Source organism: Conyzicola sp., assembly GCF_046714715.1.
Lineage (GTDB): Bacteria > Actinomycetota > Actinomycetes > Actinomycetales > Microbacteriaceae > Conyzicola.
Genome location: NZ_JBKKAD010000039.1, coordinates 1 through 20,268, shown reverse-complemented (window position 1 = coordinate 20,268; position 20,268 = coordinate 1). Strand labels below are relative to the sequence as shown.

Annotated in this window: 20 protein-coding genes, 1 other RNA gene and 1 pseudogene; 16 read left to right on the top strand and 6 right to left on the bottom strand. The window is 67.8% G+C overall.

The window, feature by feature from the left end; translation table 11 throughout:
* Positions 1–5 precede the first annotated feature (5 nt).
* From ACLQ6X_RS03395 to ACLQ6X_RS03360, 8 genes and pseudogenes are all read left to right on the top strand, one after another.
* A pseudogene (locus ACLQ6X_RS03395) lies at positions 6–815 on the top strand (CpaF family protein); the annotation flags it as partial.
* Positions 812–1,669 (top strand): type II secretion system F family protein, encoded by an 858-nt coding sequence (locus ACLQ6X_RS03390; protein WP_411698762.1) that lies wholly within the window; start codon positions 812–814, stop codon positions 1,667–1,669. The pseudogene ACLQ6X_RS03395 and the gene ACLQ6X_RS03390, both read left to right, overlap by 4 nt.
* Positions 1,666–2,604 carry a type II secretion system F family protein gene (locus tag ACLQ6X_RS03385; protein WP_411698761.1) on the top strand — a complete coding sequence of 313 codons (939 nt, stop codon included), beginning with the start codon at positions 1,666–1,668 and terminating at the stop codon, positions 2,602–2,604. Before ACLQ6X_RS03390 ends, ACLQ6X_RS03385 begins: the two co-directional genes overlap by 4 nt.
* A complete protein-coding gene (locus ACLQ6X_RS03380; protein ID WP_411698776.1) occupies positions 2,601–2,795 on the top strand; it encodes a hypothetical protein in 195 nt (64 codons plus the stop codon). Before ACLQ6X_RS03385 ends, ACLQ6X_RS03380 begins: the two co-directional genes overlap by 4 nt.
* 2 nt (positions 2,796–2,797) lie before the next feature.
* Positions 2,798–3,202: a TadE/TadG family type IV pilus assembly protein gene (locus ACLQ6X_RS03375; protein ID WP_411698760.1), complete on the top strand. Its 405-nt coding sequence runs from the start codon at positions 2,798–2,800 to the stop codon at positions 3,200–3,202.
* The gene (locus tag ACLQ6X_RS03370) at positions 3,177–3,662 is read left to right on the top strand and encodes a hypothetical protein (protein WP_411698759.1); all 486 of its coding nucleotides are present in this window, start codon (positions 3,177–3,179) and stop codon (positions 3,660–3,662) included. The genes ACLQ6X_RS03375 and ACLQ6X_RS03370 overlap by 26 nt, the downstream gene beginning before the upstream one ends.
* Positions 3,659–4,120: a pilus assembly protein TadG-related protein gene (locus ACLQ6X_RS03365; protein WP_411698758.1), complete on the top strand. Its 462-nt coding sequence runs from the start codon at positions 3,659–3,661 to the stop codon at positions 4,118–4,120. Before ACLQ6X_RS03370 ends, ACLQ6X_RS03365 begins: the two co-directional genes overlap by 4 nt.
* Before the next feature lie 34 nt (positions 4,121–4,154).
* A complete protein-coding gene (locus ACLQ6X_RS03360; protein WP_411698757.1) occupies positions 4,155–4,469 on the top strand; it encodes a hypothetical protein in 315 nt (104 codons plus the stop codon).
* A 107-nt stretch (positions 4,470–4,576) separates the two neighbouring features.
* On the opposite strand, the gene ACLQ6X_RS03355 is transcribed toward ACLQ6X_RS03360, so the two are convergent.
* Positions 4,577–5,317 (bottom strand): SDR family NAD(P)-dependent oxidoreductase, encoded by a 741-nt coding sequence (locus tag ACLQ6X_RS03355; RefSeq protein WP_411698756.1) that lies wholly within the window; start codon positions 5,315–5,317, stop codon positions 4,577–4,579.
* 120 nt (positions 5,318–5,437) lie between these two features.
* Positions 5,438–6,640, bottom strand: a complete 1,203-nt coding sequence (locus tag ACLQ6X_RS03350) for an acyltransferase family protein (protein WP_411698755.1) — start codon at positions 6,638–6,640, stop codon at positions 5,438–5,440.
* Positions 6,641–6,681: 41 nt separating this feature from the next.
* On the opposite strand from ACLQ6X_RS03350, the gene ACLQ6X_RS03345 reads away from it, so the two are divergent.
* Positions 6,682–7,368, top strand: a complete 687-nt coding sequence (locus ACLQ6X_RS03345) for an SDR family NAD(P)-dependent oxidoreductase (RefSeq protein WP_411698754.1) — start codon at positions 6,682–6,684, stop codon at positions 7,366–7,368.
* A gap of 24 nt (positions 7,369–7,392) precedes the next feature.
* Here the strand turns inward: ACLQ6X_RS03345 and ACLQ6X_RS03340 are convergent, their stop codons facing one another.
* A complete protein-coding gene (locus tag ACLQ6X_RS03340; RefSeq protein WP_411698753.1) occupies positions 7,393–8,661 on the bottom strand; it encodes an MFS transporter in 1,269 nt (422 codons plus the stop codon).
* 95 nt (positions 8,662–8,756) lie between these two features.
* Here ACLQ6X_RS03340 and prfB point away from each other — a divergent pair, with 95 nt between their 5' ends.
* The 4 genes from prfB to smpB all read left to right on the top strand — a co-directional run bounded on the left by prfB (position 8,757) and on the right by smpB (position 12,127).
* Positions 8,757–9,863 (top strand): peptide chain release factor 2, encoded by a 1,107-nt coding sequence (gene prfB / locus ACLQ6X_RS03335; RefSeq protein ID WP_411698752.1) that lies wholly within the window; start codon positions 8,757–8,759, stop codon positions 9,861–9,863.
* A 79-nt stretch (positions 9,864–9,942) separates the two neighbouring features.
* Entirely contained in the window at positions 9,943–10,674 is a 732-nt protein-coding gene (gene ftsE, locus ACLQ6X_RS03330; RefSeq protein WP_411698751.1) for a cell division ATP-binding protein FtsE, read from the top strand.
* The gene (gene ftsX, locus ACLQ6X_RS03325) at positions 10,671–11,588 is read left to right on the top strand and encodes a permease-like cell division protein FtsX (RefSeq protein WP_411698750.1); all 918 of its coding nucleotides are present in this window, start codon (positions 10,671–10,673) and stop codon (positions 11,586–11,588) included. The genes ftsE and ftsX overlap by 4 nt, the downstream gene beginning before the upstream one ends.
* Positions 11,589–11,650: 62 nt before the next feature.
* The gene (gene smpB, locus ACLQ6X_RS03320; RefSeq protein WP_411698749.1) at positions 11,651–12,127 is read left to right on the top strand and encodes an SsrA-binding protein SmpB; all 477 of its coding nucleotides are present in this window, start codon (positions 11,651–11,653) and stop codon (positions 12,125–12,127) included.
* 122 nt (positions 12,128–12,249) lie between these two features.
* Here the strand turns inward: smpB and ACLQ6X_RS03315 are convergent, their stop codons facing one another.
* Both ACLQ6X_RS03315 and ACLQ6X_RS03310 read right to left on the bottom strand, forming a co-directional pair.
* Entirely contained in the window at positions 12,250–14,022 is a 1,773-nt protein-coding gene (locus tag ACLQ6X_RS03315; RefSeq protein ID WP_411698748.1) for an FAD-binding protein, read from the bottom strand.
* Between the two features lie 192 nt (positions 14,023–14,214).
* Positions 14,215–15,639, bottom strand: a complete 1,425-nt coding sequence (locus ACLQ6X_RS03310; protein WP_411698747.1) for a DUF222 domain-containing protein — start codon at positions 15,637–15,639, stop codon at positions 14,215–14,217.
* 381 nt (positions 15,640–16,020) lie between these two features.
* On the opposite strand from ACLQ6X_RS03310, the gene ACLQ6X_RS03305 reads away from it, so the two are divergent.
* A complete protein-coding gene (locus ACLQ6X_RS03305) occupies positions 16,021–18,471 on the top strand; it encodes a LamG-like jellyroll fold domain-containing protein (protein ID WP_411698746.1) in 2,451 nt (816 codons plus the stop codon).
* Positions 18,472–18,534: 63 nt separating this feature from the next.
* Here the strand turns inward: ACLQ6X_RS03305 and ACLQ6X_RS03300 are convergent, their stop codons facing one another.
* The gene (locus tag ACLQ6X_RS03300) at positions 18,535–19,212 is read right to left on the bottom strand and encodes an SIMPL domain-containing protein (protein ID WP_411698745.1); all 678 of its coding nucleotides are present in this window, start codon (positions 19,210–19,212) and stop codon (positions 18,535–18,537) included.
* Positions 19,213–19,333: 121 nt separating this feature from the next.
* Between ACLQ6X_RS03300 and ssrA the strand changes: the two genes are divergently transcribed.
* Positions 19,334–19,708, top strand: a transfer-messenger RNA (tmRNA) gene (gene ssrA, locus ACLQ6X_RS03295).
* 249 nt (positions 19,709–19,957) lie between these two features.
* Positions 19,958–20,268, top strand: a 311-nt coding sequence (locus ACLQ6X_RS03290; protein WP_411698744.1) for an acyltransferase family protein, incomplete at its 3' end; no start/stop codon positions are given.

The window sequence follows — 20,268 nt, the reverse complement described above, 5'->3', positions numbered from 1 at the left end:
CGGTCGGTTCGCGGCTGCACGTCGTGATTCCCGACGTCACCCAGCGCCACTGGGCCGTTAACATCCGTAAGTTCACGCAGCGCATCCGCGACCTGCAGCGGCTCGTCGCCCTCGGCTCGCTCACGCACCAGGCGGCCGAGTTTCTGCGCATGTGCGTGCTGTCGGGGCAGAACATCCTCGTCTCCGGGGCCACGCAGAGCGGCAAGACCACGCTGCTGAACGCCCTGCTCTCGAGCGCGCGGCCGACCGAGCGCATCGTCACCGTCGAGGAGACGTTCGAGCTCGACCTCACCGCGCGCGACCGCGTGGCCATGCAGTGCAGGCAGCCCAGCCTCGAGGGAACGGGCGAGATCACGCTGCGCCGACTGATCAAAGAATCGTTGCGGATGCGCCCCGACCGCCTCGTGGTCGGCGAAGTGCGCGAGGCCGAGTCGCTCGACCTGCTGATCGCCCTCAACAGCGGGCTGCCGGGCATGTCGAGCATCCACGCCAACAGCGCCCGCGACGCGCTGTCGAAACTATCGACCCTGCCGCTGCTGGCCGGGCGCAACATCGACTCGGCATTCGTGGTGCCGACGGTGGCCGGGTGCATCGACCTCGTCGTGCAGTGCGAGATAGCGCGCGGCGGAAAACGGCGCGTCGTGGAGATCGTGGCCCCGAGCGGGCAGGTGAGCGGGTCCATGGTCGAGGCCAGCGCGATCTTCGCCATGGACTCGGGAACGCTCACGGCCACCGGCAGCCACCCCACCAAGACCGCGAAGTTCCGTGCGGCCGGGTTCGATCCGGCCGCTGTTCTGGCGGGGCCGCGCTCGTGACCGCCGTGTGGGGACTGGTGATGGGCATTGGCGTGCTGCTGGTGGCGTCGCCCGTGCTCTGGCCGGCGCCGGAGGCGCCGACCCCCTCCCGTTCGCTCGCGCCGGTGCGGGTGCGACTGCGGCAGGCCGGGCTCGGGCGTGTGACGCCGCTGCTGTTCTTCGTGGTGTCTCTCCTGCTCGGCGTCGTCGGCGGGGCCGTCGTGTACGCGCTCGTGCCGGTTGCGTCGCTCGCCGTGGCGGCCGCGATCGTCGCGCTCGTTGTGCCGTCCGCGCTCGTCACGGTGCGCGCCCGGGCGAGGCGTCGGGCGACCAGGGTGGTCTGGCCCGACGTCGTCGACCACCTCGTCTCCGCCGTGCGTTCGGGCCTCGCGCTGCCCGACAGCGTCGTCACCCTCGCGCGGGCCGGGCCGACCGTGACCCGGGCGGCTTTCGCCGAGTTCGAGGCGGAGTACCGCGCGACCGGCAACTTCGGCCTGTGCATCGGGCAGCTGAAGGACCGGTTGGCCGACCCTGTCGCCGACCGCATCCTCGAGACGCTGCGCATGTCGCGCGAGGTGGGCGGCAGCGAGCTCACCACGGTGCTGCGCAACCTCGCCGCCTACCTGCGTCAGGAGGCGGCGATCCGCTCGGAGGTCGAGGCGCGGCAGTCGTGGGTGATGAACGCCGCCCGGCTGGGCGTCGCCGCGCCGTGGATCGTGCTGTTGCTGCTCGCCAGCAGGCCCGAGGCCGCCGCCGCGTACAACACCGCCGCCGGCGCGGCGCTCGTCGTCGTCGGCCTGGTGGTGTCCGTCGTCGCCTACCGCATCATGGTCGCGGTGGGCCGCATCCCCGACGAACGCCGGTGGTTCCGATGACGCCCGCACTCGCGTGGGCCGTCGTGTGCGGCGTGACTCTCGGCCTCGGCCTGTGGGCGATCCTCAGCGTGACGCCGAGACTCAGCCGCCCGCGCCTCGTCGACCGCGTCGCGCCCTACGTGCTCGACGTCTCGCCGGGCGCCCGTGAGCTGATCGCCCGGCGGCCGGCCGATCCGCTGCCCGTGCTCGGATTCGTGTTCGCCCCGATCGTCGAGGGCCTGCGACGGGGTCTCGGCGTGCTGCTCGGCGGGCCGGATGCCACGGCCCACCGCCTGCGTCAGGCGGGTTCCCCGTTGACGGTCGAGCAGTTCCGGGGCCGGCAGCTGTTGTGGGCCACCTTTGGGGCAGGGGTCGGCGTGCTCGCCTCGATCGCGGCCGCCCGGGCTACCGCGCTCCCGCTCGTCGCGCAGCTCGGCATCGTCGCCGTCTTCGCCGCGAGCGGTGTGGCCCTGCGTGACTACGCTCTGCAGCGCGCCGCCCGCGCCCGGCTCGCCCGCATGGCGAGCGAGCTGCCGACGGTGCTCGAGTTCCTCACCCTCAGCCTTTCGGCGGGGGAGGGCATCCTCGATGCGACCCGCCGCATCTCCCGCATCAGCCAGGGCGAGCTTGCGGCAGAGCTCGGCCGGGCGATCGCCGACGTGAACACGGGCCTGCCCTTCGCGGAGTCGCTCGCACGGGTGGGTCGCGAGCTCGATCTGCCGCCGTTCACCCGCTTCGTCGAACAGGTGGTCGGCGCACTCGACCGCGGCACCCCGATCGTCGAGGTCCTGCGGGCGCAGGCCCAAGACTCCCGCGACGACGCCAAGCGCCAGCTGCTCGAGCTCGCCGGCAAGAAAGAGGTCGCGATGCTCGTGCCGCTCGTGTTCCTCATCCTGCCGATCACGGTGGCGTTCGCGATCTTCCCCGGCATCCTCGTGCTGCAGACGGGGCTGTGACCGACTTCGAGAGAAAAGAGAAGGCAATGACGCGACTGAAACTTCTAGCGACCGACGATCGTGGCGACGTTCCGGGGTGGGTGCTGATCACCTTGATGACCGCGGGCTTGGTGATCATCATCTGGGGTCTCGCCGGTCCGGCGCTCAGTCAGGTGTTCGAGCAGGCCATCGAACGCGTGACCAGCTTCTAGCCATGCCCTCGCGGGTGTGGCCGGCCAGGCTCGGCAGCGACCGCGGTTCGGCGCCGGCCGAGTTCGTGATGGTCTCGGCGCTGCTCACGGTTCTCACCCTGTCGGTGCTGCAGCTCGGATTCGCCCTGCACGTTCGCAACACGGTTCTGGATGCCGCGTCCGAGGGAGCCCGCTACGGGGCGCTCGCCGACAACACCCTCGCCGACGGCGCCGCCCGCACCCGCGACCTCATCACCACGGCGATCGGGGCCGGGTACGCGAACGACGTGACCGCGACTTCGGGCAGCTACCTCGAGCATCCGGCCGTCGCGGTCACAGTGCGCACTCCGCTGCCGCTCATCGGACTCGTCGGACTCGACGGCGGGCTGGAGGTGACCGGGCATGCCGCGAAGGAGACTGTCGACTGAGGGGAACGGCGCTAACAGGATCAGCAGTGACGAGACGGGCACGGCCTCGCTCGAGTTCATCACCGCCGGGCTGGTGCTGCTGGTCCCGCTCGTCTATCTGGTGCTCACCGTTTCGGCGCTGCAGGGCGCGTCGTTCGCCGTGGAGGGCGCGTCGCGGCAGGCGGCCCGGGTGTTCGTCGGGTCGGAGTCCGTAGCCGAGGCACAGCGCGGTGCCCGGGTGGCCGTTCAGGTCGCGCTCGCCGACTACGGCCTCGACGCCGACGACGTGCGGATGACCGTGACCTGCACGCCGAACCCGGGCGCCTGTCTCTCCCGCCGCGGCTTCGTCACGGTCGACCTAACGACCCGGGTGACGCTGCCGCTCGTGCCTCCTGTGCTCGACCTCGACGTTCCGCTCAGCGTGCCGATCTCGTCGAGCGCGACCCAGCAGGTGTCGCGGTTCGGGGGAGTGGCGCCGTGAGCCGGCGAGGCCAGGCAGCCGCGGCCCGGCTGCGACGCGACGAGAGCGGATCGATCCTGCCGCTCACGGTCTTCTATGGCTTCCTCGCGCTGGTTCTCGTGCTGATCGTGATCGCTGCGACCTCGCTCTACCTCGAGCGCAAGCGCCTGTTCGCCCTCGCAGACGGTGCCGCCCTCGTCGGCGCGGAGTCGTTCGACCTGAGCTCGGTCGAGTCGACGTCGTCGGGCACGCGTCCGCGGTTGCGGTCGCCGGATGTCGCGGCAGCCGTCACCGGCTACGTGTCGGGCCCGGCCGGCTCCCGATTCGAATCCCTGCGGGTGCTGCGCGCCGAGACGGTTGATGGCCGCAGCGCGACGGTCGAACTCGCCGCCTACTGGAGGCCGCCGGTCGTATCGCTGCTGGTGCCTGACGGCTTCCGCATCGAGGTGACGGCGGTAGCCCGGTCGGTGTTCGGCTAGATTGGCGAACGTTCGGCAGGCAGAGGGGGAGTCAGTGAAGAAGCAGCTCGACGTCACCCTCACTATTTTGTTGTCGGTCGCTCTGCTGCCGTTGCTCTGCCTGGCGGTCGCGTTCGTTTTCCTGAACTCGATGGACGTGTCGTGCCTCGAGAACTGCGACTACGGTCCGACGGTTGTCGCCGTCTGGGGCATGTTCTGGTCGGCGGTCGTGATCGTCGTGGCGGTCATCCTCGGTATCGGATTCCGCCGTACCTACCGCCGCACGTCCTGGTGGGTGCCTGCGGCTGCCATCGCGCTCACGGTCGCGCTGTTCTTCTCGGCTATCGCGCTCCAGACGGTAGGCGCCTGAAACGCGCGCACGCCCAACAGGAAAGGCTCACCCGCTGCCGGGCGATAGGTCCTGTCGGGCGTGTGTGAGGCCGCATCCGTCATGGTGACCGGCGCGAGCCAGGAAGATTAGGCGGCGGTGAAGCCACCGTCGACGGCGAACTCGGCGCCGGTGATGAAGCTGGCCTCGTCGCTCAGCAGGTAGGTGATCATCGAGGCGATCTCCTCGGGCTGGCCGAGGCGCTTCATCGGCACGGTGGCGGCGAGGGCCTCGCGCGGGGCTCCCTCGAGGATGGGGGTGTCGATGAAGCCGGGGTGAACCGAGTTGACGCGCACGCCCGACTCGACCCACCAGAGCGCGGCGTTCTTGGTCAGAAGTCGCACGGCGCCCTTGGCTGCCTGGTAGGCGGGACCGGCGGCCGAACCGCCGACGAGGCCGTAGATCGACGAGATGTTGACGACGGATCCGGCGCCCGAGGCCTTGAGCGGGCCGCTCGCCGCCTTGAGGCCGAGGAAGACGCTGGTCTGCGTGACGGCGATGGTCTTGTCCCAGACCTCGATCGTGGTGTCTTCGATCGAGCGGGCGTCGCCGATGCCGGCGTTGTTGACCAGCAGGTCGAGGCCGCCGAAGGTGTCGACGGTGGTGGCGACTGCGGCGTTCCACTCGTCTTCGCTCGTGACGTTGAGCGAGATGAAGAGGGCCGTGCCCCCGGCGGCGGTGATCTCGTCGACGACGGTCTGGCCGGCTGCCGCATTGATGTCGGCGATGACGACGGACGCGCCCTCACGTGCGAGGCGCAGCGACGTGGACTTGCCGATGCCGCTCGCTGCGCCGGTGACGAGTGCGACTTTGCCCTGGAAACGGGTCATGGGGTGTGCTCCTTGGTCGAGTGTTCGAATGGGCTCCGCAGAATCGGATACACATGGGACAAACGGGTCTGATGCACGTCACGATCGAAATCGGAACCGTGACTAACTTACACCTGTTGTTTAGGCGGCGGGAGTACTCGCGCGCGCAGCAGGCGCGGGCGCCGTGCGGCCGATCTTCTTCGAGAGGCGGTGGCTCGGTACATCCACGAACCGGGTGAAGAGTTCGGCGACACCGAACGAGATGGCGACGCCGATGATCGCCTGCACCGGCCACGGCAGGTCGTGCGCCACGTTCGCGGTGGCGATGAGGATCGGCGCGTGCACGAGGTAGAGGCTGAACGAGATGCGTCCGAGCCAGTGGATCGGCGGCAGCGACAGCACGCGCACGGCCGGCTTCCAGCGGGCGGCCACGGTGACGATGCCCGCGGCGCCGAGGACGATGAGGGCGGATGACACGAAGGCGACGTGTGTGTTCGCCCCGTACTGCGGCTGCAGCAACCAGTGCAGGATGAGCAGGAACAGCGAGGCGACGGCCCCGGCGAACCAGGCGACATGGCCCCACCACGGGGTGACCGGCTGGGCGAGCTGGGCCGCGTCGATGGTCGCGTCGCGCACGCCGAACAGTTTGGCGAGTGCGATGCCCACGATGAAGGCGGGAAGGTAGACGAGCGGCAGCACGGTGTACTCGTAGCCGATCAGTACCACCAGCGGGGCGAGGGCGATCGCCGCCCACGCGAGCTTGCGTCCGCGCGAGGCGATGAGCACGAACACGGGAAGCAGCAGCGAGAACAGCACCTCCCATCGCAGCGACCAGAGCGGGCTGTTGAAATCAGGTGTGCCGTTGAACACGTCGGCGGCCTGGATGGCGAACTTCGGGTCGAAGTCGGGGTAGGTGTAGAACTGCACCCAGAGGCTGTCGCTAGCCTCGCGGTCGCGGTGCAGCAGCAGCGTCACGATCACGGCGAACACGATCGAGGCGAACATCGGCAGGTAGAGCCGAACGAGCCGCCGGGGAAAATAGGTGCCCCAGTTGAAGTCGCGCTCGCGCCGCACCTGCAGGGTGAGCACGAGTCCGCTGAGCACGAAGAACACGATCACGGCCTCGTTGCCGGCGATGAAGATGCGCAGGGGCGAGTTCAGCAGCACGTCCCAGAACGACCCGGGCTCGGCGACCTGGTTGGCCAAGACGATCCCCGACAGGGTCGGGCTGATCAGCAGCGAGTGGTAGGCCACGACCACGATCGCGGCCACGCCGCGGAGACCGTCGAGCGAGCGGAGTCGCTGCAACGGCTGGGCGCGCGGGGGAGGGGGCTGAATCGACAAGCTTCGAGTGTATCGACTCGCGCGCTGGCTAGGCTGAGGCGATGACCGATCTCGTGGGCAAGTGCATTCTCGTCGTCGGAGCGACCGGGGCCCTCGGCTCGCGCCTCGCCGCCCGTCTGGTCGCGGCCGGCGCCGACGTCGTGCTCACGGGCACCGACCGGGCCCGCCTCGACGCGCTCGACGTCCCCGGCCGCAGATTCGTCGTCGACCTCGCCACGCAGGCGGACCCGGCGGTCGGCCTGGCCGCCGACGCGGTGGGCGGGCTCGACGGCGTGGTCGTGGCGGCCGGGGTGGTCGCCTTCGGCCCCGCGGCGCAGCTCGACGCCGCCACCGTCGCGAAGCTCTTCGCCGTGAACGCCACCGGGCCGATCACGCTGATCTCCTCGGCCCTCCCCGTGCTCGCCGAGTCGGCCGTCGAGGGGCGGGAGCCGTTCGTGCTCACCATGAGCGGCGTCGTGGCGGAATCCCCGACGGCGGGACTCGCCGCCTACTCCGCGTCGAAGTCGGCGCTCGCGGCGTTTATGGCCGCGACAGCGCGCGAGGCGAGGCGCGGCGGAATCCGCCTGATCGACGCGCGGCCGGGGCACACCGAGACGGGGCTCGCGTCGCGCGCGATCGCGGGATCCGCCCCGGCCTTTCCCGCCGGACTCGACCCCGACGCCGTGGTCGAACGGATGCTCGCGGCCATCGTCGGAGACGAGAAAGACCTGCCGAGCACCGCATTCTGAACCGCGCCGCAGACTGAGACGCGGCTAGCGCAGTCCGCGCGGCACGTGCGGCGCATAGCGTGGCACGTAGCGCAGCAGGATGCCGGCGCCGACGAGGCCGAGAACGCCCATGGTGCCAGCGGCGATCGCGATCGACGCGGCGCCGGTGAGCGCGGCCACCAGTAGCGGGCCGCCCGCGCTGCCGAGGTCGCCGGTGAAGCGCCAGGCGCCGAGGAACGGCGCCGGATTGCTCTTGTCGGCGAGGTCGGCGCCGAGCGTCATCAGGATGCCGCTGCCCACCCCGTTCGCGAGCGACATGAACATCGCCGCCGAAATGAACCACACCACCGTGTCGGGCAGGTCGTGCGTGAAGGCGAGCGCCAGGTGCCCGAGCCCGAGTCCGACCATCGACGGCACGGCGCTCCAGAGCCGGCCGAAGCGGTCCATTATCTGCCCGCTCGCGTAGAACAGGGCGAAGTCGATGCCCGACGCGATGCCGATGATCAGCGCCGTATTGGTCTCGTTGATGCCGATACTCAGCGCCCACAGCGGCAGGATGATGGCGCGGCTCGCGCGCAACGCCCCGATCAGCGCGGCGCCGGTGCCGAGTTTCGCGAGCACACCACGGTTCTCGTAGATGGTGCGGAACAGCCCCCTCGCCTCCTGCTCGACGAGAGCCTCGCCCTCGTGCAGCGTGGCCCCTGTAGTGCCGCGCACGGACTTCACCACGCCGAACGAGGCGCTCGGGTCGCGCAGCAGAATGAGCATGAGGGCCGCGGCGAGACAGGCCACGATATGGATCCAGAACGCGGATGCCGCGGTGCCGGTGAGGTGGATGACCGCGGCCGTGATGAACGGTCCGATGAAAAAACCCGCCCGGAACGTGCCGCCGAGAGTGGACAGGGCGCGCGCCCGGTAGGCGACCGGCACGAAGCTGGTCATAAAGGCGTGGCGCGCGAGCGAGAACACGGCGGTCGCCAGGCCGACGAGGAAGATTCCGAATCCGAGCGCGACCGGGTTGGGGGCGAGAACGCAGATCACGAGCCCGATGATCGAGAGCAGAGCGGCGCCGATCATGGCCGGGCGTTCCCCTACCCGGGCCACGAGCCATCCGCTCGGAATATCTCCGACAAGCTCGCCGACCATGAGAAGTGCGGCGACGAGACCGGCGATCGCGAGCGTGGCGCCGAGGTTGCCCGCGACGACGGGGATCATCGGGATGATCGCGCCCTCGCCGATGGAGAAGAGCAGCGTCGGCAGCAGGGCCGGGAGTGCGATGGAGCGCCAGCGGAACGGTTGCTCGGCGGTGCTCATCTCTTTCACCCTACGCCTGTCCGGTCCCTGGGCCCGTCGAAGGGCGCTTCGACAGGCTCAGCGACCGATAGGCAGGCGGGTAGACTCGCTCCGACATGGACGAGCTGGATTTTTCTGTAGAGATTGCTGCCCTTCGATCGACCTTCGACGACATTCGCTCGGTGGTCGGCGTCGAACGGCTCGAGGCCGAGATCGCCGATCTCAGCGAGCAGGCCGGCGTTCCCGACCTCTGGGACGACACCGACAAGGCGCAGAAAGTCACGAGCGACCTCAGTCACCGTCAGGCCGAGCTGGCGAAGATCGTGAGCATCGCCTCGCGCCTGGACGACCTGGAGATCATGGTCGAGCTGGCGAACGACGAGTCGGATGTCGCGGCAGCCGACGAGGCGAAAGCCGAACTCAAGGCGATCGAAAAGGTGCTCGGCGACCTCGAGGTTCAGACGCTGCTCGACGGTGAATACGACGCCCGACCCGCCGTCATCACCATCCGCGCCGGTGCCGGGGGAGTGGACGCCGCCGACTTCGCCGACATGCTCTTCCGCATGTACCTGCGCTGGGCCGAGAAGCACGGCTACTCGGCCACCGTCATGGACACCAGCTACGCCGAAGAGGCCGGCATCAAGTCGGCGACGTTCGAGATCGACGCACCCTACGCCTTCGGAACGCTGGGCGTCGAGGCCGGAACGCACCGCCTCGTGCGCGTGTCGCCGTTCGGCGCGGCGGGAAAGCGCCAGACCAGCTTCGCCGCCGTCGAGGTCATCCCGCTGCTCGAAGAGGCCGCGGTCATCGACATCCCCGAGGGTGACATCCGCGTCGACGTCTTCCGCTCCTCCGGCCCCGGCGGCCAGTCGGTCAACACCACCGACTCCGCGGTGCGCCTCACCCACATTCCCACCGGCACCGTCGTGTCGATGCAGAACGAGAAGAGCCAGATCCAGAACCGCGCGGCCGCCATGCGCGTGCTGCAGTCCCGCCTGCTCATCCTGCAGAAGGAGCAGGAAGCGGCCACCAAGAAGGAGTTCGCCGGGGTCATCACCGCGAGCTGGGGCGACCAGATGCGCAGCTACGTTCTCGCGCCCTACCAGATGGTGAAAGACCTGCGCACCGAGTACGAGGAGGGCAACCCTTCCAAGGTGTTCGACGGCGACCTCGACGGCTTCATCAACGCCGGAATCAAGTGGCGTAAGCGCGACAAAGACTAGGGCTCGCTAGCTGGGAACGTTGCCGCGCTGGGGTGTCGCGGGCCGCATCCGTCTCTCTCGTGCCTAGGCTCGTCACGAAATGATTCGCTTTGATTCGGTATCCAAGTTGTATTCCGGGAACACCCGGCCGGCACTTAACAATGTCAGCCTGGAGATTCTCAAGGGGGAATTCGTCTTTCTCGTCGGCGCTTCCGGCTCCGGTAAGTCGAGCTTCCTGCGTCTCGTGCTGAAAGAGGAGAAGCCCTCCCAGGGGCAGATCCACGTGCTCGGGCAACAGCTCGGCACGTTGTCGAGCCGAAAGGTCCCCTATTTCCGCCGCAATCTCGGTGTGGTCTTCCAGGACTTCCGCCTGCTGCCGCAGAAGACCGTCTTCGACAACGTGGCGTTCTCGCTGCAGGTGATCGGAAAGAGCCGCGGCTTCATCCAGGAGGCCGTGCCCGACGTGCTGAAGATGGTGGGACTCGCCGGTAAGACCGGCCGTTTCCCGCACGAACTCTCGGGTGGCGAGCAGCAGCGCGTGGCGATCGCCCGCGCCATCGTCAACAAGCCGGCGATCCTGCTGGCCGACGAGCCCACCGGAAACCTCGACCCCGTGACGAGCGCCGGAATCATGAACCTGCTGCAGCGCATCAACGTGGGCGGCACGACCGTGATCATGGCCACCCACGACGCCGGCATCGTCGACCAGATGAAGCGCCGGGTCATCGAGCTCACGAGCGGCCAGATCGTGCGCGACGAGCGCGAGGGCGGGTACCAGACGCAGGCCATCCCGATCCAAGGGTTCGGCCTGTCGAACGGAGAGCTCCAGTGAGGCTCGCACTCGTTCTCGGCGAGGCTGCCTCCGGCCTGCGCCGCAACGTCTCGATGGTCATCTCCGTCGTTCTCGTCACCTTCATCTCGCTCACCTTCGTGGGCGCCGCCATCCTGCTGCAGATGCAGATCGGCGAAATGAAGGGCTACTGGTACGACCGAGCCCAGGTCGCCGTCTACATGTGCACCGCCACCGACTCCACGGGTAACTGCGCGCAGCAGGAGGCCACCCAGGACCAGAAGGATCTCGTCGAGGCGCAACTGGAGTCGACGACGCTCGCTCCGTTCATCAAGAAGTTCGAGTTCGAGAACCACGACCAGGCTCTCGCCAACTTCAAGGAACAGTTTGCCGACAGCCAGCTCACCGCCTTCGTCACGAAGGACATGCTCAACGAGAGCTTCCGGGTGAACCTCAATGACCCGACGCAGGCGGACATCCTCATCGAAAGCCTGTCGTCGAGCGCCGGGGTGCAGGCCGTCGAAGACCAGCGGAGCTATCTCGACCAGATCTTCGCCGTTCTCAACGCCGCCAGTTTCACCGCCATCGGTCTCGCGACGCTCATGCTGGTCGCCGCCGTGCTGCTGATCGCCACCACGATCAGGCTGAGCGCCTTCTCGAGGAGGCGGGAGCTCGGCATCATGCGCCTCGTCGGAGCGTCCAACCGGTTCATCCAGACCCCGTTTATCCTCGAGGGCGTCTTCGCGGCGCTCATCGGTTCGTTGCTCGCCGGGGGCGCTGTGATCGCGATCGTGCAGTTCTTCGTGAAGGGCTACCTCGCCGAGACGCTGTCGACCACCACGACCCTCGTCGGGCTCGACGAGGCGATTATCGTCGTGCCGATTCTCATCGTGGTGGGCGGAATCCTGGCCGCGGCCTCCGCCGGGTTCGCGATCAGTCGTTACCTCAAGGTCTAGCTGCGGGTAAGCTGTAAGGCTGCTCTCATGAGAGGGCTGGCTTACACAGAGAGAACTGACGGATGCCACGCGAAAAGGGCCAGAAGGTCGTTGCCAGTAACAAGAAGGCACGCCACGACTACCTGATCGAAACCACCTACGAGGCAGGGCTGGTGTTGACCGGTACCGAGGTGAAGTCGTTGCGCGCCGGTCGCGCGACCCTCGTCGACGGCTACGGCTTCATTGAGGGCGGCGAAGCGTGGCTCGACGCCGTGCACATCCCCGAGTTCAACCACGGGTCGTGGAACAACCATCCGGTGCGGCGCAAGCGCAAGATGCTGCTGCACAAAGAGCAGATCCTCAAGATCCACAACAAGATCAAAGACGGCGGCTACACGCTCATCCCGCTGTCGATCTACTTCAGCAACGGAAACGCCAAGGTCGAGATCGCCGTCGCCAAGGGCAAGAAGGAATACGACAAGCGTCAGACCCTGCGCGAGCGTCAGGACAAGCGCGAGTCGGATCGCGCGATGTCGGCGCGCCGCAACCTGGGCGACTAGCGGGTCGCCGATTGAGTGGGCCGCCCGCGCTTCTGCTGGTTGAGTAGGCCGCCTGCGGCCGTATCGAAACCCCCGCCTGGATTTCGATACGCGCCGTAGACGGCGCTACTCAACCGACAATGTCACTCCAGCAGCTTGCCCGCCACGGACACCTCGTCGCGCATGAGGTCGGCGATCTCCTGCGGCACCGCCGGGATCTCTTCGCGGGTGACCGTAGACTCGCCCGTCGCGGCATCGTGCGACCAGACCAGATTCACCTGCAGGTTCGGGTCGATCTCGGGGTAGTCGCTGCGATTGTGGGCCCCGCGGGTCTCGCGGCGCTCTAGGGCCGCCTGCAACGTCGCCCGGGCGGCGATCGCCGCGGCCTTGAGGTCGAAGGCGTGCGCCAGGTCTTGGAAGCCGGCGACGTCGGGGTGGATGCCCAGCCCCGCGAAGCGCGCTTCGATCGCATCGAGCTCGGCCAGCCCCGCCGTGAGCCCGGCCTCGTCGCGCACGACGCCCGCGTGGTCGGTCATGGTGTTGCGGATGGCCCGCTGCAACGCACGGACGTTCTCCTCGCCGTCGGCCGCCAATAGTTCCGCGATCTCCGCCCGCGCCTCGTCGACGGCCTCGACGGAGCGTTCGTGGGAGAGGAGCCCGGCGCTGTACTGCGCCGCTGCCTCGCCGACGATGCGGCCGAATACCAGCAGCTCGATGAGCGAGTTGCCGCCCAGCCGGTTGGCGCCGTGGAGTCCGCTCGAGGCCTCGCCGATCGCGTACAGGCCGTTCACGTCGGTCGAGTGGTCGTCGGGACGCACCCAGACCCCGCCCATCGAGTAGTGCGCGGTCGGCGCGATCTCCATCGGCGTGGTGGTCACGTCGAGCATCTGCAGTTCGAGCATGGTCTGGTAGACGCGGGGGAGCTTCGTCATGATGGTCTCGCGCGGCAGGTGCGAGATGTCGAGAAGAACGGCGCCCTTCTCGGTGCCGCGGCCCTCCTTGATCTCGGTGTAGGCGGCGAGGGCGACGCGGTCGCGGGTGGATAGTTCCATGCGCTCCGGGTCGTACTTCGCCATGAAGCGCTCGCCGAGCGCGTTGTAGAGGTGACCGCCCTCGCCGCGAGCCGCCTCGCTGATGAGGGTGCCGGCGGCGTTCTCGGGCTCGATGATGCCGCTCGGGTGGAACTGCACGAGCTCGGGGTCGCGGATGCGGCCTCCCGCGAGCACCGCGAGGCGGAACGAGTCGCCGGTGTTCTCGTCTCGGCGGCTGGACGTGCGCCGCCAGATGCGGTTGTGCCCGCCGGCCGCGAGAATCACCGCGTCCGCGTGGATGAGCACGCGGGATCCGTCATTCAGATCGAACCCGTAGGCGCCGAACACCACGTTGTCTTTCACCAGGATGCGGGTGATGTAGACCGAGTCGAGGATAGGGATGTCGAGCTGGTTCGCACGGTTGACGAGGGTGCGCTGGATCTCGAGGCCGGTGTAATCACCGGCGAAGGCCGTGCGGCGGTATTTGTGGGCGCCGAAGAACCGCATGCTGATGCGTCCGTCGTCTTCGCGGGCGAAGGGCATGCCGTAGCGCTCGAGGTCTTCGATACCGCGTCGCGCGCCCTTGGTGACGATCTCGACCGTATGCGGGTTGGCGAGCAGGTAGCTCTCTTTGATGGTGTCGGCGGCATGCTGCTGCCAGGTGTCTTCCTCGTCCATGGTGCCGAGGGCCGCGTTGATGCCGCCCGCGGCGAGCGAGGTGTGGGCGTCGTTCTTCGGGCGCTTTCCCACGGCGAGCACGTCGACCCCGCGCTCGGCGAGCTCGATCGAGGCACGTAGTCCGGAACCGCCCGTTCCGATCACGAGCACGGACGTGGAAATGCGGCGTTCCGAAGTTGCTTGAGGTGTGGATGTCTGCGCTGACACTGCTGTTCTCTTCTTTCGGTTGGGGCTGAGTCTTTCGGTTGGGGCTGAGGCCCGGTGAGAGTGTGGCCCGTTGAGGGCGGCCGGATGGGAGGTCTGGTGGCCGTGATCCCGACGCTACGCTCGCCGATGTTCGTCTAAAAGGGACTTAAGTCCCGGGTGGCTGGCAGTTGCATGTGTGGCGGAGGGGACGGTCTAGACGAGTCGCCGCCCCAGCGCGAGATTGACCCCGATGCGCGACCGGCCGAGCAGGATGGGCGAGCGTTCACGGTCGATGAAGGCCGGCGGAACCAGATATGGGCGCCCGCCGACCATCTTCATCTCGTAGTCGGAGTGGTGCAGCATGCGATGGTGGTGCGGACACAACAGCACCCCGTTGTCGATATTCGTCGGCCCGTGGTCTTTCTCGTACTCGCGCACGTGGTGGCCGTCGGCCCACGCGGCAGGGGAGTGGCAACCGGGCCACACGCACCCGCCATCGCGCACCGCCAGCGCCTGCATCTGCTGTTCGGTGAAGTAGCGGCGTCCGCGGTAGAGGTAGAGCGGCTCTCCCTTCTCGCCCATGACCACGAGCGATTTGCCGTTCGAGCAGACGAGCTGCTCGATCGTGGCGATCGACACCGGTTCTTCGACGCCGTCGAGCCAGCCCACCCCGGCGCCGCGCTCGAGGTCGTCCAGGCTCACGACCGCCGTCACCTGAGCGGTCGAGCGCGTCTCGACCTTCGCGTTGCCCGAGGCGCGCACGCCGACGCTCATCAGCCCGGCGAAGACGTCGTACCGCCTCTGATCGCGCGTGCGATCGTCGACGATCTCGGTCTTCTCTTCTCCGTCGTCGCCGATGATCGTGCGAACGCCGCGCGCTTCGTCGTCTTCGGCCAGGAAGCGCGGGGTATTGCCCGGCTTCTCCGCCTCGTCGAAGGCCGACTGCAGCAGCGCCGCATCGACCGGCAACAGCGTGCCCCGGATCGTGCGCACCCCGTTGCTCTCCCGGCCCAGAATCAGCGAGCGTCGCCGGTACACCTCTTCGTCGCGCGGTTCGGCTCCGTCGGGGTCGAGCGCCTCGCGCCACGCCCGTGCCTGCACCCCGACCTCGTCGGCGGTGGCGTGCTCGGCCATCTCGACGAGGGCGCGTTCTGCGACGGCGCGATTCTCTTCGGCCTCGAGCGACATTCCCGCGTGCTGCGCCGCCTGGTCGAGACAGCGCACAACGATCTCGGCCGCGTCGACGCCGATCGATCCGGCAGCCATGGCGGCGGCGACCGGGGCGTGGTCGGCCGGCAGCAGCGATCCGTCGATGGCGCGACCCGAGCGGATAGACGCGCCGAGACGGATGCGACGGCTCGCTTCGCGCGGAGACACCCGGGTGAGCGCTTCTACCAGCAGGGCGGCCTTGCCGTGCCCGAGCCGGAAGGCCAGCGAGTCGCTGCCCAGCCCGAAGCGCGACCGGTCGGCGAGCTCGGCGGCGGCGCTGACCCTGGCGGCGTCGAGCAGGCGCCCGAGCCGCTCGAGCTCGACCGTCTGGGCGCACAGCTGCTCGTCGGTCAGGCCGTCGAGGGGCGCGCCCGCGACCCGGGCGAGGTACTCGCCCGCAGCTGCCGATGTCGCCCTGATTGCTTCCATGACGACATGGTCGCTCCGACCACCGACATTCACATTGTTGCTGTTCAGGAGGCAGATTTGCTGTGGAGAACGCGCGCGTCTTCCGGCCTGTGGAGGACGGGAACGGCCGCGGCTTTGCGCTCTGCCGCCCTGCGTCGACGACGCCGTCCGCCCGCCTGCCGGTGACGCGGACCGTCCAGCGTGACCCCCGTTTCGGGGTCAAGCGGCAATGGGCCGCTCATCGGCCCGCCACACGTGCGACATGACCCGTTTAGGTGACCGCGACAACGTTATAGTGCGAGACGCTCCTCAGCGTCGGCTGGTGACCCGAACCCAGTAATCCGCTCTATTCGAAGGATTCCTGTGAATTACGTTCCACCCCCACGTCGTCGTCATCGCCGCATGACCGGCGCGGCCGTTGCCAGCGGCGCCATTGCACTGTCTCTTTTCTCGGTGGTGCCGGTCGCTGCCGCGCCCGCCGCCCCGACCCCTGCCGCCGACGACCTCGCGTCTCGGTTCACCCTCGCCGTCATTCCCGACACGCAGTTCTATTCGCGCTACTCGGCCGATCAATTCATGCCGCGATACGGAAGCGACCCGTTCGCGGTGCAGACCGACTGGCTGGCCGAGAACGCAGATGCTCTCAACATCCCGTTCGCCGCGCACCTCGGTGATGTCGTCGACCAGGTGGGCCAGGCAGCAGAGTGGGAAGCGGCGGACGGCGCGATGCAGACTCTGGATGACGCGAAGCTGCCGTACTCGATCCTCCCGGGCAACCACGACGTGCGCAATTCCGACGACAACCTCGACGACACCGGCTACGACCTCGCCGACGAGCCGTTTCTCGACTGGTTCGGTCCCGACCGGGCGGCCGGCGTCGCCACCTACGAGGGCAGCGACCCGACCGGACTCAGCCAGTACCACGTGTTCGAGGCCGAGGGCCAGCGGTACCTCGTCCTCGCGCTCACCTGGCGAGCCTCGGATGCCACGATCGCGTGGGCCGATTCCGTCATCAAGGCCAATCCGACGCTGCCGGTGATCCTCACCACCCACCAGATCATCGACATCGAACCCGACGGTGTCACCCCCAAAGAGACCGAGTACGGGCTCGAACTCTGGGACAAGCTGATCCGCGGCAACGACCAGATCTTCCTCACCCTCAACGGCCACTTCCACGGCCAGTCGCTTCTCACCAAGACCAACGACTTCGGTCACACCGTCTCCGAGGTCGTCATCGACCTGCAGATGGCGTACGAGGGTGGCAACGGCTACCTCGGTCTCTTCGAGTTCGACCTCACCAACGGCGGAATCCACGTGCAGACTGCCTCGCCCTGGGTCACGTGGAAGCCTCAGGAGACCCTGACGAGTTACGACCAGGCGTTTCTCGAGGCACCGAACCAGCAGTTCGACATCGACATCGACTTCGCCGACCGGTTCGCCGCCTTCGCCCCGGCTTTCGCCGCGGGGGATCCGACACGCACGTCGCTCTCGGCCAAGGCACGCGACATCCTGCTCGAGGGTTTCACCGGACCCGACCCCGTATCAACGGAGGCTCCCGGCTCGGCCGCCGACTATCCGCTGGTCGACGGAACCCTCGCCCACTGGCGGTTCGACGGACTCTCCGGTGTTGTCGGCGAGGGCCAGACCATCGAGGACATCGCGGGCGGCAACGACCTGACCCGGGCGTCGATAGTCGACTCCGGTTCGGCCACGGCAGAGGTCGGCGACGTGGCGATCGTGGCCGATCACGCCTACCTGTCGAGCGACACCGCCGTGTCGTGCTTCACGAACTCCGACAACGCGGGACGGTTCAGCTACCTGTCCACGTCGGCGGAGGCGCCGCTGAACGACGAATCCTTCGACGCCGGATACACGATCGAGACTTTCCTAAAGATAGACCCGGCGTGGACCGCGAGCGACAACCAGTGGATGATGGCCCTCATCCGCACCGGAAACCGCAACGAAATGCCGGGAGTGCCCTACGACCGGTGGGGAAACGGCGGGCCGGCGGTGCTCGGGCTCTCGAACCTCAAAGAATTCCAGTGGAGCGTGATCCCGAACCAGCCCGAGCTCGGCGACCGGGTGAACTGGTCGGGCGAGATCCAGGTCGACACCTGGATGCACGTGGCAATCGTGAACGACCCGACCGACCGCACCACGACGATGTACGTCAACGGCGCGCCGGTGCTGCGCAATGCGAGTGACGCCGTCGGCCAGAGCTTTGTGCCCGACGCTCCCTGGCTGATGGGTGCGGGCATGAACGACAACGTGGTCGGCTCGGGGTGGAAGGGCTGCATCGGCGAGACGCGGATCGTCGATCACCCGATCCCGCAGTCGTCGTGGCTCACCTCGCGCGCCGACCTCACCGGTCTCGCGATCAGCGCGGCGCCGAGCGGAGCGCTCGATTCCGCCGCGCGGGTGGCCGCATTCTCGGGCACCGGTCTCGCCGGCGCCGAGGTGCGCATCTCGGGAGACATCACCGGCAGCACGACCGTCGGTGCGAACGGCGAATGGACGGTGACATTGCCGAGCATCTTGGCGGCGGGCGACTATCGCGCCGAGGTCGTGCAGGCGTTGGGGTCGCGGGCGTCCGCGGCATCCGTGCTCGACTTCTCGATCGCCGCGGCGGTCGTTACGCCGGGCCAAACCCCGGGGGTCGACCTGCCGGCTGACGGCGAGAATGCCGGCGCGGGCCTACCCGCGCGCGGCCGTGGAACCCTGGCAAACACCGGAGGTTCGTTGCCCACCGAGGCGGGTGTCGCCGCGGCGCTCGTGGTGCTCTTCGGTGTCGCAGGTGTGCTGTTCGCACGCCGACGCTCGGCCGCGAAGCAAACGCCGGCAGCTCGCGAGTAGGGCCGCGGTATGGGGGCGGGGCCGGCTCGCGCCGGTCCCGCTTTCGCGCGTGGCGCCGACGGTCTAGCGCGCCAGGAACCGCGCGTCCACCACCGCGGAAACCTCGATGTCCTGCGGCTTGAGCGACAGGCTGGGCTCGCTCCCGCCGCTGGCCACGCTCATCTTCGCCCGCATAAACGCGACCTCGGGCGAACCGCCGCCGTGTACCTGGTCGCCGAGCATGCCGGGATCGGCGATCGCGACCGCCGTGACCGAGCCCAGCCCGATGCTCTGGGCGTAGACGCTGGCCTTCGACACGGCGTCTTTCACCGCGCGCGACCGCACCTCGGCGGTGACGGCGGTGATGCGGGCCTCGGTGAGCGCCCAGTCGATCGAGGCGACGGTGACGCTGTCGACGGATGACACGGACTCGATCCACTGCGCGAGGGCGGTGAAGTCGCTGAACTTGGCCGTGAAGCCGACCCGGGCGTGGAAGACGGGCGGCAACTGCTTGCCCTCGTTGTTCCAGGGTTTCTCGTTCCACACCTGCACGTTCTCGCCCGACCACCACGTGATGGGGCCGGCCGCCGAGTCGTGCAGCGCCACGATGTTGTCGCGCACGACGTCGGCCGCGGCGAGAGTGGCGTCGAAGGCGGGCTGGCGCTTCGAGGCCTCGTGGTGCACCGACACCTCGACGGTGGCCCGCTCCGCGGGATAGAAGGCGGAGAACCTGCCCTGCACGGTGATGGTGGTCTCGGTCATTTTTCCTCCGGCCTGCGCGAACGCCCGCGTTCGTTCTACAATAGAGGGCTGCATCCGATGGATGCGGCTTGAAAACTCAACAGCGCGCGATAGTGCCACTCTTCTTCGCAGAAGTGACCATGGGGATGATCGGTTTCGACATTGCCTGCAAAACTGTGAGAAGCGGGTCGAGGATGCAGGCTTATCTCGTAAACGATGTCTGCAAACTATAAGTGCCGATTCCAAGCGCACTGACTTCGCCCTCGCTGCCTAAGCGAGCGCACTAAAGAAGTCCGTCAGTCCGAGGATGCTCTCTACTCGGGGGCTGGCGTAATTTAGAGAGATTGCTGCGTGGTTACGCCTTAGGGCTACGCGGGACTTGAACTATGGCTGGGCTCGTTGACCTAGATGCTCGCAGCAAAGGTCAGAGCCGAGTAGAACGTCTTTGCGAGCTACACCCGTAGAAGGCACAGAATTACAGCAGTGGACCGGGGTTCAATTCCCCGCATCTCCACCATGGGCACTGTCGCGCGTTGTCGAGTCTCGTCCCCTGTTTGACCGGGGGATTTTCTATTTAACGGGTGACAAATCCGATCGAACTTCGCCTGTCACCCGGAGTGCGGAAAAAATGTACCCCCTGATCGGGGTACAACGCGGGTTATGCTTTCAGCCACTCCTCCTCTCTGCAGAGCCTCTCTCCAGGGCGGTGGTCTCCCCGCATCGACGCGGCCCTCGTCATCTGCCCCTCGACTGCAAAGGAACCGCCATGACCGACGTCATCAGCTCCTCCGCGCCCCGTGCCCACGCGCTCACCAAAGACGAGAACGGCCTGCCCGTATTCGTGAAGCCGGAGAAGCCGGCGCGCGCCGCCTCTACGCTGCGCCCCGAGATCCAGGCGTTGCGTGCCGTCGCCGTTCTCGTCGTTGTGGTCTACCACCTCTGGCCGAAGACGCTCACCGGAGGATTCGTCGGCGTCGATGTGTTCTTCGTCATCTCCGGCTTCCTCATCACGGCGCACCTGATGCGTGAGGCCGACCGCACCGGCCGCATCTCGCTGCCCAAGTTCTGGGCCAAGCG

Coding starts and splice junctions, on each gene's coding strand:
- ACLQ6X_RS03385 (WP_411698761.1), top strand. CDS start 1,666: ATGACGCCCGCACTCGCGTGGGCCGTCGTGTGCGGCGTGACTCTCGGC.
- ACLQ6X_RS03375 (WP_411698760.1), top strand. CDS start 2,798: ATGCCCTCGCGGGTGTGGCCGGCCAGGCTCGGCAGCGACCGCGGTTCG.
- ACLQ6X_RS03370 (WP_411698759.1), top strand. CDS start 3,177: ATGCCGCGAAGGAGACTGTCGACTGAGGGGAACGGCGCTAACAGGATC.
- ACLQ6X_RS03355 (WP_411698756.1), bottom strand. CDS start 5,317: ATGACCCGTTTCCAGGGCAAAGTCGCACTCGTCACCGGCGCAGCGAGC.
- ACLQ6X_RS03345 (WP_411698754.1), top strand. CDS start 6,682: ATGACCGATCTCGTGGGCAAGTGCATTCTCGTCGTCGGAGCGACCGGG.
- ACLQ6X_RS03340 (WP_411698753.1), bottom strand. CDS start 8,661: ATGAGCACCGCCGAGCAACCGTTCCGCTGGCGCTCCATCGCACTCCCG.
- prfB (WP_411698752.1), top strand. CDS start 8,757: ATGGACGAGCTGGATTTTTCTGTAGAGATTGCTGCCCTTCGATCGACC.
- ftsE (WP_411698751.1), top strand. CDS start 9,943: ATGATTCGCTTTGATTCGGTATCCAAGTTGTATTCCGGGAACACCCGG.
- smpB (WP_411698749.1), top strand. CDS start 11,651: ATGCCACGCGAAAAGGGCCAGAAGGTCGTTGCCAGTAACAAGAAGGCA.
- ACLQ6X_RS03310 (WP_411698747.1), bottom strand. CDS start 15,639: ATGGAAGCAATCAGGGCGACATCGGCAGCTGCGGGCGAGTACCTCGCC.
- ACLQ6X_RS03305 (WP_411698746.1), top strand. CDS start 16,021: ATGACCGGCGCGGCCGTTGCCAGCGGCGCCATTGCACTGTCTCTTTTC.
- ACLQ6X_RS03300 (WP_411698745.1), bottom strand. CDS start 19,212: ATGACCGAGACCACCATCACCGTGCAGGGCAGGTTCTCCGCCTTCTAT.